The 16,229-nt window shown below is 71.4% G+C and carries 12 protein-coding genes; 9 read left to right on the forward strand and 3 right to left on the reverse strand.

The window, feature by feature from the left end:
- Nucleotides 1–39 precede the first annotated feature (39 nt).
- On the forward strand, nucleotides 40–519 hold the full coding sequence (locus K4B79_RS29835; protein ID WP_232030184.1) for a hemerythrin domain-containing protein: 480 nt from the start codon (nucleotides 40–42) through the stop codon (nucleotides 517–519).
- Nucleotides 520–1,026: 507 nt separating this feature from the next.
- On the opposite strand, the gene K4B79_RS29840 is transcribed toward K4B79_RS29835, so the two are convergent.
- The gene (locus tag K4B79_RS29840; protein WP_269464109.1) at nucleotides 1,027–3,711 is read right to left on the reverse strand and encodes a PAS domain S-box protein; all 2,685 of its coding nucleotides are present in this window, start codon (nucleotides 3,709–3,711) and stop codon (nucleotides 1,027–1,029) included.
- A gap of 509 nt (nucleotides 3,712–4,220) precedes the next feature.
- On the opposite strand from K4B79_RS29840, the gene K4B79_RS29855 reads away from it, so the two are divergent.
- The gene (locus tag K4B79_RS29855) at nucleotides 4,221–4,568 is read left to right on the forward strand and encodes a hypothetical protein (protein ID WP_232030186.1); all 348 of its coding nucleotides are present in this window, start codon (nucleotides 4,221–4,223) and stop codon (nucleotides 4,566–4,568) included.
- Between the two features lie 206 nt (nucleotides 4,569–4,774).
- On the opposite strand, the gene K4B79_RS29860 is transcribed toward K4B79_RS29855, so the two are convergent.
- Complete coding sequence (locus K4B79_RS29860) at nucleotides 4,775–5,485, reverse strand: SDR family oxidoreductase (protein ID WP_232030188.1); 711 nt, start codon at nucleotides 5,483–5,485, stop codon at nucleotides 4,775–4,777.
- 90 nt (nucleotides 5,486–5,575) lie between these two features.
- Here K4B79_RS29860 and K4B79_RS29865 point away from each other — a divergent pair, with 90 nt between their 5' ends.
- The 5 genes from K4B79_RS29865 (at nucleotide 5,576) to K4B79_RS29885 (ending at nucleotide 13,318) form a co-directional block, all read left to right on the forward strand.
- Nucleotides 5,576–6,169, forward strand: coding sequence for a TetR/AcrR family transcriptional regulator (locus K4B79_RS29865; RefSeq protein ID WP_232030195.1), 594 nt, complete (start codon nucleotides 5,576–5,578; stop codon nucleotides 6,167–6,169).
- Between the two features lie 411 nt (nucleotides 6,170–6,580).
- The gene (locus K4B79_RS29870) at nucleotides 6,581–10,702 is read left to right on the forward strand and encodes an nSTAND1 domain-containing NTPase (protein ID WP_232030197.1); all 4,122 of its coding nucleotides are present in this window, start codon (nucleotides 6,581–6,583) and stop codon (nucleotides 10,700–10,702) included.
- Nucleotides 10,703–11,289: 587 nt separating this feature from the next.
- The gene (locus K4B79_RS29875) at nucleotides 11,290–11,940 is read left to right on the forward strand and encodes a hypothetical protein (protein ID WP_232030199.1); all 651 of its coding nucleotides are present in this window, start codon (nucleotides 11,290–11,292) and stop codon (nucleotides 11,938–11,940) included.
- Nucleotides 11,941–12,023: 83 nt separating this feature from the next.
- A complete protein-coding gene (locus K4B79_RS29880; RefSeq protein ID WP_232030200.1) occupies nucleotides 12,024–12,914 on the forward strand; it encodes a glycine betaine ABC transporter substrate-binding protein in 891 nt (296 codons plus the stop codon).
- Nucleotides 12,915–12,958: 44 nt separating this feature from the next.
- A complete protein-coding gene (locus K4B79_RS29885; protein WP_232030202.1) occupies nucleotides 12,959–13,318 on the forward strand; it encodes a hypothetical protein in 360 nt (119 codons plus the stop codon).
- A 173-nt stretch (nucleotides 13,319–13,491) separates the two neighbouring features.
- Here K4B79_RS29885 and K4B79_RS29890 read toward each other — a convergent pair whose 3' ends face one another.
- Nucleotides 13,492–14,076 (reverse strand): DinB family protein, encoded by a 585-nt coding sequence (locus tag K4B79_RS29890; protein WP_232030204.1) that lies wholly within the window; start codon nucleotides 14,074–14,076, stop codon nucleotides 13,492–13,494.
- A gap of 113 nt (nucleotides 14,077–14,189) precedes the next feature.
- On the opposite strand from K4B79_RS29890, the gene K4B79_RS29895 reads away from it, so the two are divergent.
- Both K4B79_RS29895 and kdpF read left to right on the forward strand, forming a co-directional pair.
- Nucleotides 14,190–15,884 (forward strand): APC family permease, encoded by a 1,695-nt coding sequence (locus K4B79_RS29895; RefSeq protein WP_232030206.1) that lies wholly within the window; start codon nucleotides 14,190–14,192, stop codon nucleotides 15,882–15,884.
- 253 nt (nucleotides 15,885–16,137) lie between these two features.
- Nucleotides 16,138–16,227, forward strand: a complete 90-nt coding sequence (gene kdpF, locus K4B79_RS29900; RefSeq protein ID WP_016434100.1) for a K(+)-transporting ATPase subunit F — start codon at nucleotides 16,138–16,140, stop codon at nucleotides 16,225–16,227.
- The last annotated feature ends 2 nt before the right edge of the window (nucleotides 16,228–16,229 follow it).

Raw genomic sequence — 16,229 nt, forward strand, 5'->3', positions numbered from 1 at the left:
GCTGACCACGACGGACCGAACAACCAAGGAGCATCACCGGTGTGCGAGTACTGCGGTTGCCAGGCACTGGAGACCATCGACGAACTGACCCAGGAGCACGAGAGGGTCGTGAACCTCATCAGCCACGTACGCGACGCCCGGCGGGACGGAGCGATCACCCGGATGGCTGAACTCGCGCGCGAGATCACCACCGTGCTCGGCCCGCACACCCAGGTGGAGGAGCACGGCCTGTTCCCCGCGATGGCCACGGCGTTTCCCGAGCAGATCGCCGCGCTGGAGGCCGAGCACCGCCGCATCGAAGCGGTGCTGGCCGAGGCGGACGGACCGTTCCTGACCGACACGGGCTGGCCGGACCGGCTGATCGACACCCTCGACCTGCTGCGCGAGCACATCCTCGAGGAGCAGGACGGCGTCTTCCCGGCCGCGCTCGCCACCCTCGACACCGAGGACTGGGAAGCGGTGGAGAAGGCGCGTACGGAGGCGGAGGCAGGCCGGTCCCTGTCCCGGCCGGCTGCCTGACCGCTCATTCATCGGCCCACCACCGGACGGACCCGGCGGTGGGCCGCTCCGTATCGCACATCGCCCGGCCGTACCGCTCCGCTGGGCTCGGCACCTCCCGGCATGGCCCTGGGGAGCCCGGGTAACCGGCTCGGTGCACAGACGATCTCCACGGGTCCTGTCTGGTCCACTTCTCGTGCGGCTGTTGACCTTTCGGGGATCGCCGTCTTGGGCCGCTGCGGCGGTTGATGGTCAGGTCGATGCCAGTGTCGTCGGGGTCCTCACGGTCCGACGCGTGGCCGCGGCGCGGTCCATCTCCTTCGCCCTCCAGGTCACGAGCAGTTCACGCGGCACGGCCACCGCTGACTCGGCGGCTCCGAAGTGCTTGAGCCGTCCCAGGTCTTCGGGGTCGGCGGCGGGCGTGCCGTGAACGATGATCTCGCCGGCGCCTGCGTCCGTGTGCAGGGAGGGTGGAGCGACCGTCGACCTTATCCGCGCGCGTGCCCCTGACGCAGACCGTGCAATCGTTCACAGGCGCAGGGTGAACCACGTGGTCTTGCCCTGGTCGGTGGGGCGCACGCCCCAGTCGTCGGCCAGGAGGCGGACGAGATTGAGTCCCCGGCCGGACTCTTCGTCGTCGTCGGCTCGTCGGGGTTCGGGAAGGTGCGGGCTGCCGTCGCTCACCTCGACGGTGAGCTCCGCGGCGGTACGGCAGGCGTGCAGGGTGATGGGGCCCTGGGTGTGCTGCACGGCGTTGGTGAGGAGTTCGGAGACGAGGAGGCATGTGTCGTCGGCCTTCTGGTCGCAGTCCCAGGAGGTGAGGGCCTTGCTGAGGAATGCGCGGCCCTCGGGCACCGACTCGGGACAGGCACGCAGGTCTGTCGTGACGGACGCGAGCGGCGCGGCGGGCAGTTGGGCGAGCAGGAGCGTGACGTCGTCGTCATGGCCCTCCGCATCCGGCCGCAGGGTGTACAGGATGCGGTCGGCCACGCCCTCCAGGTCCGGTGAGTGGGTGGCGAACAGGGTGCTGCAGGTGGTGGCGAGTTCGGCGAGCTGGTTCTCGATGTCGCAGCCGGGGGTCTCGATCAGGCCGTCGGTGTAGAGCACGAGGGTGGCTCCTGCCGGCACGGTCGTCGACGACTGCTCGTACAGCACGTCGCCGACACCGAGCGGCGCGTTCACCGGGGTGGGGAGCGCCCGCGCCTCGTCACCGGGCACGATGACCAGAACCGGAAGGTGGCCGGCGGAGCACAGCGTCACCTCTCCCTCGTCGGCAGCGATGACCAGGTAGCAGCAGGTGACCAGCTGGTCGGGCATGTCCAGATCCGCCACGCAGGTGTCCAGGGCCTGTATCAGCCGTCGGGGCTGCATGCCGGTCTTGGCCAACGCGTGTGCCGCCGAGCGCAGTTGGCCCATGACGGCGGCTGCCTCCAGCCCGCGGCCCATGACGTCGCCGATGAGGACACCGACCCGGCCGGCGCCGAGCGGGATCAGGTCGAACCAGTCGCCGCCCACGCCGGCCCCTTGGGTCGCGGGGCGGTAGCGGCTGGCGGTGGCCAGCCCCGGGACGGCCCGCGGGACGCCCATGAGGCTGCGTTGCAGGGTGAGGGCGACGTGGCGCTGTTGTTCGTACAGGACGGTCAGCTCGGCCTCGGCCCGTTTGCGGTCGCTGATGTCCCTTGCGATGGCGCAGGCCCCGATGACCGTGCCGTCCGGGGACCGGGTCGGCCACACGGTGACGTCGACGTCCAGCAGGGCGCCCGACTTGGTGACGCGCAGGGTCTCGAAGTGTTCGATCTTTTCGCCGAGCCGGAGCCGGCTCAGGAGCATGGCGATCTCGGTGTGCCGGTCGGTCGGGGCGAGGAGGGAAATGTGCCGGCCCACGACCTCGGCGGCCGTGTGTCCGTACAACCGCTGGGCGGCGACGTTCCAGTAGGTGATGTGTCCGTCCAGCGTCTTGGCGAGGATGGCGTCCTGGGAGGACTCCACCAGCGTGGCCAGTTCGTTGATGCGGGCCTCGGCGGCCTTGCGGTCGCTGACGTCGCGTACGGCGGCGGAGACCAGTAGTCCGTCGGCGGTCTCCAGGGGGCTGAGGCTGATCTCGACGGGGAACTCGCTGCCGTCCTTGCGCAGTCCGTGCAGGTCCAGGCCGGCGCCCATCGGACGTACCTGTTGGTTCGTGGCGTACGCGTCCCGGTGCCGGCCGTGGTGGCCCCGCAGGCGCTGCGGTACGAGGAAGTCCACGGACTGGCCGAGGAGTTCTTCGCGGCGGTAGCCGAAGAGGGCTTCGGTCTGGGCGTTGACGAGTCTGATGGTTCCGGTGTCGTCGACGATGACCATGGCGTCCGGGGCCGCCTCCAGCAGCCCACGGAACCGTTCCTCGGCGGCCTTGCGGTCGCTGACGTCGCGTACGGCGGCGGAGACCAGTAGTCCGTCGGCGGTCTCCAGGGGGCTGAGGCTGATCTCGACGGGGAACTCGCTGCCGTCCTTGCGCAGTCCGTGCAGGTCCAGGCCGGCGCCCATCGGACGTACCTGTTGGTTCGTGGCGTACGCGTCCCGGTGCCGGCCGTGGTGGCCCCGCAGGCGCTGCGGTACGAGGAAGTCCACGGACTGGCCGAGGAGTTCTTCGCGGCGGTAGCCGAAGAGGGCTTCGGTCTGGGCGTTGACGAGTCTGATGGTTCCGGTGTCGTCGACGATGACCATGGCGTCCGGCGCAGCCTCCAGCAGCCCACGGAACCGTTCCTCGGCGGCCTTGCGGTCGCTGACGTCGCGTACGGCGGCGGAGACCAGTAGTCCGTCGGCGGTCTCCAGGGGGCTGAGGCTGATCTCGACGGGGAACTCGCTGCCGTCCTTGCGCAGTCCGTACAGGTCCAGGCCGGCGCCCATCGGACGTACCTGTTGGTTCGTGGCGTACGCGTCCCGGTGCCGGCCGTGGTGGCCCCGCAGGCGCTGCGGTACGAGGAAGTCCACGGACTGGCCGAGGAGTTCTTCGCGGCGGTAGCCGAAGAGGGCTTCGGTCTGGGCGTTGACGAGTCTGATGATTCCGGTGTCGTCGACGATGACCATGGCGTCCGGGGCCGCCTCCAGCAGCCCACGGAAGTGCTCCGCGGCGCTGCCCGGTTCGCCCGACCGCGGGGGAGGGACGTAGGTCCGCCGGTTCGGCTCCAGACCCGTGAGCGGTCGGACGGCCGTTGCCTTGCTGTCGTCGCTCATATCCGCCCCAGCCGACGTGTCGCCAGTGATCCGGTCATCCCAGCGCACTGCGAACCGACCCGTAGCCGTTTGTCCATCACGTGTCGCTATCGGCTCGTACCTGGTCTTTGAGTGCGTCGCTCTTGTCCGGACCGCCGGCCGGGTTAGCCGAGATTCCCGACCCCCGCAACCCGTGCGGTGTGCGCCATGGCCTGGCGTGCGTGCCGACACCAGCGGCCCACCCGCCCCGTGCTGACTGGCGCGGCCTCGCTGCCGGCGACCATCCGCCGTCCCCTGGCCTGGAGCAGTCGCAGCAGCACCAGCAGCACGGGTGCGGAGATGCCGATGCGGTCGCCGAGCCGGCCGAACAGGATGGCTCCGACGGGCCGGGCCCCGAGGCCGACCCCGTAGATGGCGAAGGAGGCCAGGGCGTTGGTTACTTGGTTACCTGGTCGTCTGAACCGCTGTCCCGCAAGAGGCCGGTGAGGGCTGCAGCGATGTCGATGCCTCGCCTGTGGCAGCCTGCCGTCATGCCAGCCGAACTGCGCGAACACGCAGGGCGTCACTACGCCGTCCGGTTTCACTACGCCCTGCCCGACGACGCCTGGGCCGTCGAGTTGAGCGAGGCCGTGCCCGCGCCCGCGCCACCTGCACGGGCCGAGAACCCGGATGCGGAGACGCACCTGCCAGGAGCCGCCTTCATGGTGGCGTTTGTCCCCGATGAGGATCCGGATCTGGAACCGACCGTCCACATCCACAGACACGATGAGCATGTCATCCCCTACGAGATCATGCGCTGGTTCATGGAGCGGGTGGCCGACCAGGTCGAACGCTGCCGTGCCGCCTTCGGGCAGAGCGGGCGGGAATCAGCGGAATAGGACCGTTCACCGGGTTGGGCGAGTCGACTGAACCCGTCGACGGCGGGGTGGAGGTTGGGCTGCGTCGGGAGAAGGCTCTGTGAGGCGGCACAGGGCGGGGTGGTGAGCCGCGGCTGACCACCCCGCCCTGCATGCGGGCCACGACTTGCTCGACGTGGCCGTTCCGTGCCGCGAGGGTATGGCGGCAGGGCACTGGTGACGAAGTGTCAGGCGGTGAGGCGTGCGCCGCCGTCCGTCTCGATGACGGTTCCGGTGATGTTGGGGTTGGTGGCCAGCAGCACGATGACCTCGGCAATATCCGGGGCGGTGGCTATGCGCTTGGTGGGCAGGGTGTCGGCGGCCTGCTTGAAGAACGCGGATCGGTCCTCGGGGGCGAGTCCGTCCCACCAGGGCGTGTCCACGTATCCCGGAGAGACGGCGTTGACGCGGATCGGCGCCAGCTCGGCGGCGAGTGGTTGGACGAGCCCTTCGACGGCGGCGTTGAGCGAACCGATCCCGGCTGTGCCGGGCAGGGCGGCCCTCGCCGTGACGGCTCCGACGAGGGTGATCGAGGCGTCCTCGCCGAGGTGGGCGAGCGAGGCCTGGAGTGCGGTGACGGTGGGCCAGTACTTCTCCTCGAACGCCTGCCGCAGGCCGTCGAGCGGCAACTCGCCGAGCGGGCCGGCGCCGCCCGTGCCGGAGAGGGTGATGACGAGGTGGCGGATCGGGGCGACCCTCGCCGCGAGCGACGCGACCGCCACCGCGTCGGCGGCGTCGAGAACGTGCCCGTGGACGTCTCCGTCGATGGCCGAGGTCGCCCGGTCGAGCCGCTCCGCGTTCCGTCCGGCGATGTGGACCGCGTGTCCTCGGTCGGCGAGTTGCCGGGCAACCGCCAGGCCGACCCCCGACGTGCCACCGATCACGAGTGCAGTGGACATGCTCACTCCCTATTTCTAGACGTGACGTCTCGAATGAGAGTAGCAGCATTTCTAGACGTGACGTCTCGATAATGGGTTAGGCTGGCCCGCATGACCGGCGCCACGACACCCACCCGCGGCCGCAAGCGGAGCGAGCAGACGAGGCTCGCGATCCTCACCGCCGCCTATGAGCTCACGACCGAGGTCGGCTTTCCGGACCTCACCATCGAGGGCATCGCCGCCCGTGCCGGAGCGGGCAAGCAGACCGTGTACCGCTGGTGGCCCACGAAGGCGGACGTCCTGCTCGAAGCCCTGGCGCTCAAGGCGGATCTGAAGGTCTCCATCGCGGACCAGGGTTCGTTCGACACGGAGCTGGACACGTTCCTGCGTGACTCCGCCGCCCTGATGGCCTTTCCGGGGGTGGTCCCCGTCCTGCGCTCCTTGATGGCCGAGGCGCAGCGCGACGCGGACTTCCGGCACCGCTTCCAGGACGGCTTCCTGACCAAACGCAGGGCCGCGCTCGAGACCGTCGTCGAGCGGGCCGCGGCCCGCGGTGACAAGCCCGCTCACCTGACGGCAGCCTTCGCCGCCGACCTGGTGTTCGGCCTGATCTGGTACCGGGTCCTCGCCACCGAGCGGCTTCTCGACCAGGACGACATCACCGCCGTCCGGCGACTGCTGAACGGGCACTCCGGCGAGGAGTAGCGCATGCCCGACGGACCGGCCACCGCGCCGGCCGCCGCGCCCGCCGAGGCGCCGGATGGCGATGCTGTCGGGCGATTGAGGAAACCCTGCGCAGCGGTCTGATCCGCAGTGAGATCGCCGCCCACTCGCTGCGCGGCCGCACCCTGCTGCGCCACGGCGACACGGTCGCCGCCCAGGACCAGGCCCGCCAGGCCCGCCACGCCGTCCGTATCGCCGTCCGTATCGCCGTCCGTATCGCCGTATGGATCTCCGCCCCGTGGGTCGAGCGACTCCCGAAGCCGACAGCGGTCAGGGTCTCCGAGGCGCCCTCCGCCGGCTCACGGGGCCGGGGGTGGAATTCTCCATTCCGATATTTTAAAGTACAAGGAAATCGCTTTCCCGGCATGGTATGCCCTGAGGTGAGGTGGCTCCTTGGGACGTCCCGAACGGCCAGTGGACCCCGAGTCCGGGCCCTTGCAACGCTTCGCGCACGAGTTGCGGTCGCTGCGCAGGGACGGTGGATTGCCGTCGTACCGGACGATGGCCCAGCGCACCGGCCTCTCCGTGACCGCGCTGTCGCGGGCGGCCTCCGGCGAGCGGCTGGCTTCGGCCGCGGTGGTGCGGGCGTACGCGCTGGCCTGCGGAGCGGATCCGGACGAGTGGGAGCGCCGTCGCCAGGTCGTCGCCGAGGAGACGGCACCGCAGGGCGCGGAAGAGGGGGACTGTCCCTACAGGGGGTCGGCGAGGTTCGAGGCGGGCGACAGGGCGTTGTTCTTCGGCCGGGACCGGCTGGTCGAGGACGCGCTGAAGCTGGTGGTGGACCACCGGTTCGCGGTGCTGCACGGCGCTTCGGGCAGCGGGAAGTCCTCACTTCTGCGGGCCGGACTGCTGCCCCGTCTCGACGACCTGGTCCGGGAGCGCGGGTGCGGTACGGAACTCCGGCTGATCACGCCGGGGCCCCGGCCCGCGATCACTCACGAGCGGCTGCTGGATCCGCCGCCGGACGGGCCGGAACGGCTCGTGGTGGTGGACCAGTTCGAGGAGGTCTTCACGCTCTGCCGGGACCGGGCCGACCGCTGGCGGTTCGTGGACCGGCTCCTGGCCGCCCGTGCACCGGCGAGCCGGTTGCGCGTGGTGATCGCGATGGGCGGCAGCTTCCACATCCGATGTGCGGAGCACGACGGTCTGGCCGACGTGCTGCGACACAACACCCTGACCGTCCGGCCCATGACGCGGGCGGAGTTGCAGGAGGCGGTGGTCAGACCGGCCACGGCGGCGGGGCTGCGGGTGGAGCGGGAGCTCACCGCCCGGATCGTCGAGGAGGCCGTGGACCGGCCCGGCGCGTTGCCGCTGCTCTCGCAGGCCCTGCGGGAGACCTGGCGGAGACGGACCAGCGGTGTTCTGACGCCGGCCGTGTACGAGGCGGCGGGCGGCATCGGCGGCGCGATCGCCGCGGCCGCGGAGGAGGTCTACGGCGGCCTCTCGCCCGTCCAGGCCGCCGCCGCACGGCGGTTACTGCTCGCGCTCATCACCCCCGGCGAGGGCAGGGCCGACACCCGCCGCCCGTACAGCCTCGCCGATCTGCGCGAGTGGCCCGACCCCGAACTGCCCGCCGTGGTCGACCGGCTCGCCGGCGCCCGGCTCGTCGTCCTGGACGAGGAGAACGTCGAACTCGCCCACGAGGCCCTGATCACACACTGGCCCAGGCTCCAGGAGTGGATCGAGACGAACCGGGAACGGCTGCGCGAGCACCGGCGCCTCAGCGAGGCCGCGCGGCTCTGGACGGAGCGCGACCACGACCCCGCCACCCTCTACCGGGGAACCCATCTGGCCGTCGCCGACCTGCTGTTCGGCCGGGGCACCAGCGACCACGGCCTCACCGGGCGGGAGCGGGCCTTCCTCAGCGCCTCCCGGGTCGCCGACTCCCTGGAGAGCTGGACCGCGGGGCGGATCCGACGGCGGATGCGGTCACTGGCCGTCGCGTGCACCGTCGTCGTGGTGGGCGCGCTCGTCGTCGGGCAGATGGCCTGGCAGCGCAACAACGCGGCCGACCTGGAACACATTCGTGCCGCGGCCCTGGAGGCCGCCGCTCTCGCCGCCCGCACCCAGCCGGTCGATCCCCGTACCGCCGCACTGCTGAGCGTCGCCGCCTGGCGGCTCGCCCCCGGCCCGGTCAGCCGTTCCGCCCTGGCCAATACCCTCGCCGAACCCGAGGACGACATCCTGACCGGGCCGGTGCTCGGTGACGACGACCGCGCCTTCCTCACCGACTCCGGCCGCACCCTGCTGGTGGCGGGCTCCGGAACCTGGTCCTCCTGGGACGTGGCCACGCACCGCCCCACCGGATCGGGTGCGCTGCCGGACGGTCAGGTGGCCGAGGCCGACTCCGCGGGCCGGAACCTGCTGCTGACCGGCGGGGGCCTGTGGCACCTGGCCGCGGGGAGCGGCAGCGGTCGTCTCGTGGCGGGTGGCCGCGTCCTCGGCTTCGGGGCCGACGGACACAGCTATGTCGTACGGGATTCGGGGCCGGACCCCAGGGTGCGGCTGCGCGCGGTCGACGACGGCAGGACGTTGTTCGAGGCGGCGGGCGACGACTATCCCGTGCCCTCGCCCGACGGTCACCTGGTGACCGTCTGTCTGCCGGACAGGCCGCCGCAGGTGTGGGACACCGCCCGGGACCGGATCCGACCAGGCGCCTGGAAGACCGTCCGGCCGGCGGACTGCTCCTCGGCGACCGTCGCCTTCGACGCGGACGGCGCACGACTCGCCGTGGCCACGGACACCGGCGTCCGCGTCTGGGACACCGCCACCGGGCGGCAGCTCGCCGACCTCGCCGGGCCGGCCGCCGGGCACCTCGCCTTCGCACCGGACGGATCGTTCCTGGCGGCGTCCGGCCCCGACGGTGTCACCGTCTGGCGGATCGCGTCCTCACGGCTGCCGGTGCTACGCCAGCCGGTACCCGGCGGCTCCGTCACCGGCCTCGCCTGGGACCCGGCCGGCCGGACCCTGCGCTATCTGACCGGCAGCACCGTGCACTCCCTGGACCTCGCCTCCGCCCTGGCCTCCCCGTGGCGTGAGCGAGCCGTGGACGCCGTGGCGCTCAGTCCGGACGGCCGGCTCCTTGCCACGGCCGAGCGGAGTGCGGCCGGCTACCGGCTCCGCATCCGGCAGACCCGTTCCGCTCGCCTCGTCACCGAACAGGCCTTCCCCCGCCGGGCCACCGACCCCGGCAAGGCCTCCCGCCCGCTGATCGCCTTCAGCCCGGACAGCCGCAGCATCGCCTACGGCGCCACCGTGGTGCCCGGGCCCGCCCGCACCGTGCGGTTCACGGTGCGGGACGTCTCGCCGGCCGGCCGCGAGGGCACCTCCTTCGACGTGACGGGTCCGGCGGGGGCCACGGCCCGCGGAATCGTCCTCACCGCGCGCGGCCGCAAGCTGCTGGTCGGCTGGAGCACGCCCGCGGGCGCGCTCGTCGGACAGATGTGGGACACCGTGCCCGGGACCCCGCGGGCACGGTCGTTGGACCCGGAGGCCGTGGTCAGGGAGGCGATGGCTGCCGGTGTCACCGGCCGGATGGCCATATCGCCCGAGGGACCCGACCCTCACCCCTCGTTCGTCGACCCGACGCAGACGTACGACCTCGCGATCAGCGTCGGCGGCGCGCACGTGGCGACGGGCGGGGCCTTCGGCACCGTCACCGTGTGGGACACCGGAGCGGACCGTGTCCCGAAAGCCGTGATCCCCGCGCCCCCTGCTTCCGCCGGATGCGTCGCCTGCGAGCAGGTCACCGCCCTGGCCTTCAGCCCTGACGGCACCACCCTCGCCGTCGCCTACGGCTCGGGAGCCCTGAGGCTGTGGGACCTCCATCTGAACCGGCCCCTGGGCGGTAGCCAAATCACCTCGGGCGATGTGATCGACTCCCTGGCCTTCGGCCCCGACGGCTCCCTCTACGCCGTCGGCCCGCACGTCTCCCTCCGCGCCTATCCCATCGGCCCCGCACAGGTCGCCGCCCGGCTCTGCGCCCGCGCGGGGCGGTCCCTGACCGTCACCGAGTGGCGGCGCTACTTCCCCGGCGTGGCCTACCGTCGCGTCTGCGACGGGTCTCATCTGGACGACGGGTCCCGCCCGGACGACGGGTCCGGGCAGGCCGTGACCGAGCCCGGCCCCGGCTCGGACACCGGCTCCGGCCTCGTCGAGCCGGCCCGCGAGGCTCCGGCGACGACAGCGCTCCCGGACAACACCGACGGCCAAGAGCCCGTGCCCACTCCCGCTGCCCCGCCCCGGACACGGCCGGAACAGGGGACGGGCAAGGACCGGGCGAATGAGGGGCAGGCGGGCCAAGGCCAGGCGGGCCAGGATCAGGCGGGCCAGGATCAGGCGGGCCAGGATCAGGCGGGCCAAGGCCGGGTGGGCGAGGACCAGGTGGCCAAGAGCCAGGTGGGCAAGAACGAGGCGACCAAGAGCCACGCGGGTGAGCACCGCAAGGCGGAAAGCACTCCAGCTGTGGACCGCGATCCTCGTGGTGCGCGGTCTCCCTCCGCCGGTCGGCGGTAGCGGCCGACTTGGCAGCCGCGGGCCGGCGCGTTGGGTGCCGGGGTGGTGCTCGTCTGGTCTGCCGAGGCCGCACCACCAACCCTGAAACCAGCCTTGCCGCGCCATGCAGCGTCTTTGCCGCCCGCCGCCCGCCAGCCTGCGACTGCCCCCGGCCCCTGAAGGCCCGGTGGACCCGTGCCGCCGCCAGGAGTTTCACCAGGGCCCCGGCATGGGCGATTCAGCCCGCCGCCCGAGAATTCGGCCACCGGTCGGGCGAGGAATACCCCGGTCATGTCCGTGTATCCCGTCCGACACGACGGCGACATACGGCCGCGCCGTACCCGGCAGTAGGTCGCCGATCGCGTTGTTTACCCCTCTGACCTGCATTGATCAACAATTCCGAGGCTCCGAGAGTGGATGTCGAACGGCCCGCTCCACCGCCGCCGACTCCCCCCGGTGCGGCGGAGGCGCGGTCACCGGTGCCGGCCCTCACACCCTGAGGGCCGGCAAAAAGCAGCAGCGAACAGCAGCGCAGAAGTAATTCCCGGGCTTTCGTCAGCAATGTTCTCCCGCCCCACGGGAGAAGCCGACTTTCACTGGAGTATTCGATGCGATTCGCGCTCCGCTCAACTCCCACCGTCCCCTCCCGCCGCGTCGCCCGCAGCGCCGGTGCCGTTGTCGCCCTCGCCCTGGGCGCCTCCCTCATGGCGGCCCCGCAGTCGTACGCCGCCGACAGCCCCTCTGTCAGGGAGCTCCTCAACGCCTGCGACTCGGCCGACGTGTGCGAGTTCCACCCGCAGAGCTACACGGCGTACACCGGCCCGGCGCACCAGGTCGGCTCCACGGCGTACAACTGCACAGGCGTGACCAACCAGCACACCGTCACCTGGTTCGACACGACCTCCGCCACGAACACGGTCGGCGTCGCGATCGAGGCGGGCGTGGAGTTCTGGGAGGTCTACAAGGCCTCCGTCGAGGTCTCGTACTCCCACTCCTGGACGACCTCGCACACGGACTCCGAAACGAAGACGCTCAACGTCCGCCCCGGATACAAGGGCTGGCTCCAGCGCGGCACTGCCAAGCAGAAGGCCAAGGGCTGGTACGAGCTTCACTTCGGCAAGCGCTACTACGGCCACTACATCTGGTACATCAACAACTACGAGGCGGCGGGCTGGGACCAGGACCACCCGCAGAACGGCTACGTCAACTTCAAGGACGCGGTGATGACGTCCGGCGAGCGTTCCGCGCACTGCCGCTGAACCATCCCCGTAGGACAGCGGGCGGCGCCGGGCAACGGACCGCACCGGGCCGCCCGCCCCCACCGAGAAGTGGTTGTTCCGTGATGCCAGACAGTCGTCTTCGTCATCGTCTTCGTCCGCGCGCCGCCGTCGCGGCCGCCCTCTGCTCGCTGCTGTTCCTCGCGGGCTGCGGCGGCGCGGCGAAGGGCAACGACGCGACCGCCTACGCGGACGGTGCCGGGCCGACGGTGATCGGCACCGACGGCTCGGCCGAGAGCCGGGTCGTGGCGGCCCTGTACGGCGAGCTGCTCGCCGACGCGGGGGTGAAGGTGCGGATGGCGAGTACCCGTTACGCCTCGCCCGCCGACACCACACGGGCCGTCGCGGAGGGCAGGATCGCTCTAGCGCCCGCCTACGAGACCTCGACACTGCGCGCCCTTCCCGGCGGCCAGACCATGCCCGGCAACATGGCGGCCACCCTGAGCATGGCCCTGCCCCCCGGCATCGACGCCCTGCCACCCGCGCGGGCACAGAACGGCGTCGTCCTCGCGGTCACCCGGGCCACAGCCCGCACGCACGGTCTGCGCACCCTCGCCGACCTCGCGAAGGCCGGCCGCCTCACCCTCGGCGGCCCCGCCTCCGGCGATCCGGACGCCCCGTCCGTCGCCTCGCTGGGGAAGGCCTACGGCACCCGCCTCACCGAGACCGGTACCTCGGCCACCGCCGATGTCCTGGTCCTGCGCGGCACGGACCCCGTCATCACCCGGGACGGCCTGGTCGTGCTGACCGATCCGAAGAACGCCCTGCCTCCCGAGCACGTCTTCCCGCTCATCGGCGCCCCCTACGCGGGCCTGCCCGCACGCAAGGCCCTGGCCCGCCTCAACTCCCCTCTGACCACAGCGCAGTTGGCCGCACTGGCCGCTTCCGTCGACGGCGGGGCCTCCCCGTCCGGCACGGCGCGGACGTGGCTGCGGTCCAACGGCCTGCTCGGCTGAGCACTCCACGCCCTCTTCGACCTCCTCCGAAAGGCAGCATCGACATGGGTCACCTCCGCAGAAAGCTCACCATCGCCGCGCTCGCCGTGGCCGCCGCCACCGGCGTCCTCGCGGCGCCCGGGACGGCCGCCGCCGCCACCGACAACGTGCAGATCCAGATCTGCAACGACAACGGTTCCGCCCTGAAGTTCTTCCTCGTCGGCCGCAACGACCAGGGCGACTGGGTCAACTCCCGGTTCTGGGACGTCCCCGCCAACGGCTGCACGACGGCCTCGAACTACTGGTGGCGCACGAACGTCTCGGTCGAGTTGCACTACGTCCGACCCCCGGCCGGCTGGAACTGGCACCAGGTGTACGTCCCGAAGTCCAAGAACGGCCGCACCTTCACGTACCACCAGTCGTAGGAACAACCACCGCCCGCCCCGGGGCCCGTCCGGCGCCGAACCGTCGGCAAAGGCGCCCCGGGGCGGGCGTATGGCCTGTGGGGCCGGGCAGACGGTGGGTGACGATCCGAGCCCGGATCCGAGCCCACGTGCCGTGCGCTGCCGGTGTCGGAACAGGTCGTGCCCCCCCCGGCTCAAGCCTTGATCGGTGCGGCCGACCTGGCGGCCTGCTCGATCTTCGCGCGGTGGGCCGCACGAGCTTCCTCGTCGATCTGCTTCTCGTGTTCGGCGCGCAACCCGGTCCGGCCGTCGAGGCCCTCGCGCAGGATGTCGGCGTGCCCGGCATGCCGGACGGACTCGCTGAGGACATGGACCATGACGGCGAACAGGTTGGTGTTGGGAGAAGGCTCCGGCCACCACGGCACGTGGCCGGGGGCGTCGAGGGGAAGCTCGTTGATCGTCGCGTCCGAGTGTTCCCACGTACGCCGGTAGAACCCGATGATCTGATCGCGGGTCTCGTCCTCGGCGGCCCACATGTCGCTGCCGTCGGAGTCCTGCCACCGGCACAGCGGTTCCGGGGAAGGGCGGTCGAAGACCTCGCCGAAGTACCTGGCCTCGACGGTGGCCACGTGCTTGACCAGGCCGAGGAGGTTGGTCCCGGTCGCTGTCAGAGGTCTGCGGGCGTCGTATTCGGACAAGCCGTCGAGTTTCCAGAGCAGCGCCTCGCGGTCCCGCCGCAGTCTCTTGTGCAGGTTGTCCTTCGCGAATTCATCGATCATGCGGCACGAGCCTGCCATGGGCTGTTCGCGGCCTCAAGATCCCATATGTGGTGGGCTCATGACTATGCCTCTGACCAGCGGTAATGCGCTGTTCCGTTCGGATCGCCGAACTCTTGGCATATGAGCTCGGCTTCACGCTGCCGGTGACGCCGGCCATCGCGGGCCTGCTCGCGGTGCTGGTCGCCTCGTACCGTCAGGTGATCGCGGCCTTCCCGGACGGCGGCGGGTCGTACGCCGTTGCCAGGACGCACCTGGGGGCGCGCACCAGCCTGGTCGCGGCCGCCTCCCTCGTCCTGGACTACGTCCTGAACGTCGCCGTCGCCGTCACGGCCGGCGTGGCCGCGCTGACCTCCGCCTTTCCGGCCCTCTACGGCGACCGGCTGTTGCTCTGCCTCGGCGTGCTCGTGCTCATCACCGCGGTGAACCTGCGGGGCATCGTCGAGGCGGCCAGGGTCTTCATCGTGCCGACCGTGGTGTTCGTCGGCTCGATCCTCGTGCTCATAGCGGTCGGTCTCTTCCGGTCCGGGCCGGTCAGCACGGTCACCGCGGACGGTCACGCCTCCGTGCTCGCCGACCACGCCACCACCGTGGGCGCGCTGCTGTTGCTGAAGGCCTTCGCCTCCGGATGTGCGGCACTCACCGGGGTCGAGGCCATCGCGAACGCCGTGCCGTCCTTCCGCCGCCCGCGGGCGAAGAGGGCCCAGCGTGCCGAGGTCGCCCTCGGCGCCGTCCTCGGTGTGATGCTGATCGGCCTGTCGGTGCTGATCGGCCGCTTCCATCTCCAGCCGGTCGAGGGCGTGACCGTCCTCGCCCAGCTGGCGGACGCCTCCCTCGGCCACAACTGGGCGTTCTACGTCATCCAGTTCGCGACGATGATCCTGCTCGCGCTCTCGGCCAACACGTCCTTCGGCGGGCTGCCGGTGCTGCTGAAGCTGCTCGCCCGGGACAACTACCCGCCCCATGTGTTCGCCCTGAAGGCCGACCGCCAGGTCCACCGCCACGGCGTCCTCGCCCTGGCCCTGGTCTCGGCCGCCCTGCTGGTGTTCTCCGGCGGCGACACCAACACCCTCGTCCCCCTGTTCGCCATCGGTGTCTTCGTGGGGTTCACGATCGCCCAGGTCGGGATGGTCCGGCACTGGCATCTCGAACGCCGGGCGGGCGGCCGGGAGCAGGGGAGCCCGGGGTGGTGGGGCAGGGCGCTGCTGAACGGCTCCGGCGCCGCGCTCACCGGTGTGGCGACGGTCGTCGTCACGCTGGAGAGGTTCCAGCAGGGCGCCTGGCTGATCGTGATCGCCCTGCCGCTGCTGGTCGCGGCCTTCGGCGCCGTCCAGCGCGCGTACGCCCGGATCGGCGAGCGGCTCGGTCTGGGCCGCATCCCCGAGCCCCCGCACCGCGAGCGCTCGCTGGTGATCGTGCCCGTCTCCTCCCTGTCCCGGCTGACGTCGGAGGTACTGACGGCCGCCGCCTCCCTCGGCGACGAGGTGCGCGCGGTCACCGTCTGTCACCCCGATCCCGAGGACCGGGCCGCCCTGCACGCGCTGGAGCGCTCCTGGGCCGAGTGGGACCCGGGTGTGCCCCTGGTCCGGCTGTCGTGCGAGCGGCGTTCCCTGGGCCGCCCCATCGCCGCCTACGTCCATGAGGTCATGGTCTCGGAACCGGCCGCCCGGGTGACCGTACTGATCCCGGAGGCCGAGCCGGAGCGGCTGTGGCAGCGGCTCCTCCAGAACCAGCGCGGCGCGGTCGTCGCCCACGCCGTGCGGCGGGAGACGGACGCCGTCAACCGCCGGCTGCGCTTCCGCCTGATGTGAGGGCGGCGGGCCGTGGGCCGTGGGCCGTGGGCTGTGGGGACGGGGCCGTAAGAGACCCGTCAAAGCTGTGAGGGCCGCCGTAAGGGACTCGTCAAGGGCCGGTCGATTCCGGCCGGGGGCGGGGTTTCCTCTACCTGTCCGTATCTCTTCCGAACCTCTTCTAGGAGTTCGCGATGGCCGATCTGGCCTTCGTCGTCACCACGGTCGCGGTCTTCACGCTGGTGGCCCTCGTCGCCAAGGGGGTGACGAAGCTGTGACCGCCGAGAACATCGTCGGCCTCGTCGTGGCCGTCGCCCTGCTGGGCTATCTCGTCCTCGCCCTGATCTTCCCGGAGAGGTTCTGAGA

Source organism: Streptomyces lincolnensis (assembly GCF_021173675.1).
GTDB classification, from domain to species: Bacteria; Actinomycetota; Actinomycetes; order Streptomycetales; family Streptomycetaceae; genus Streptomyces; species Streptomyces lincolnensis_B.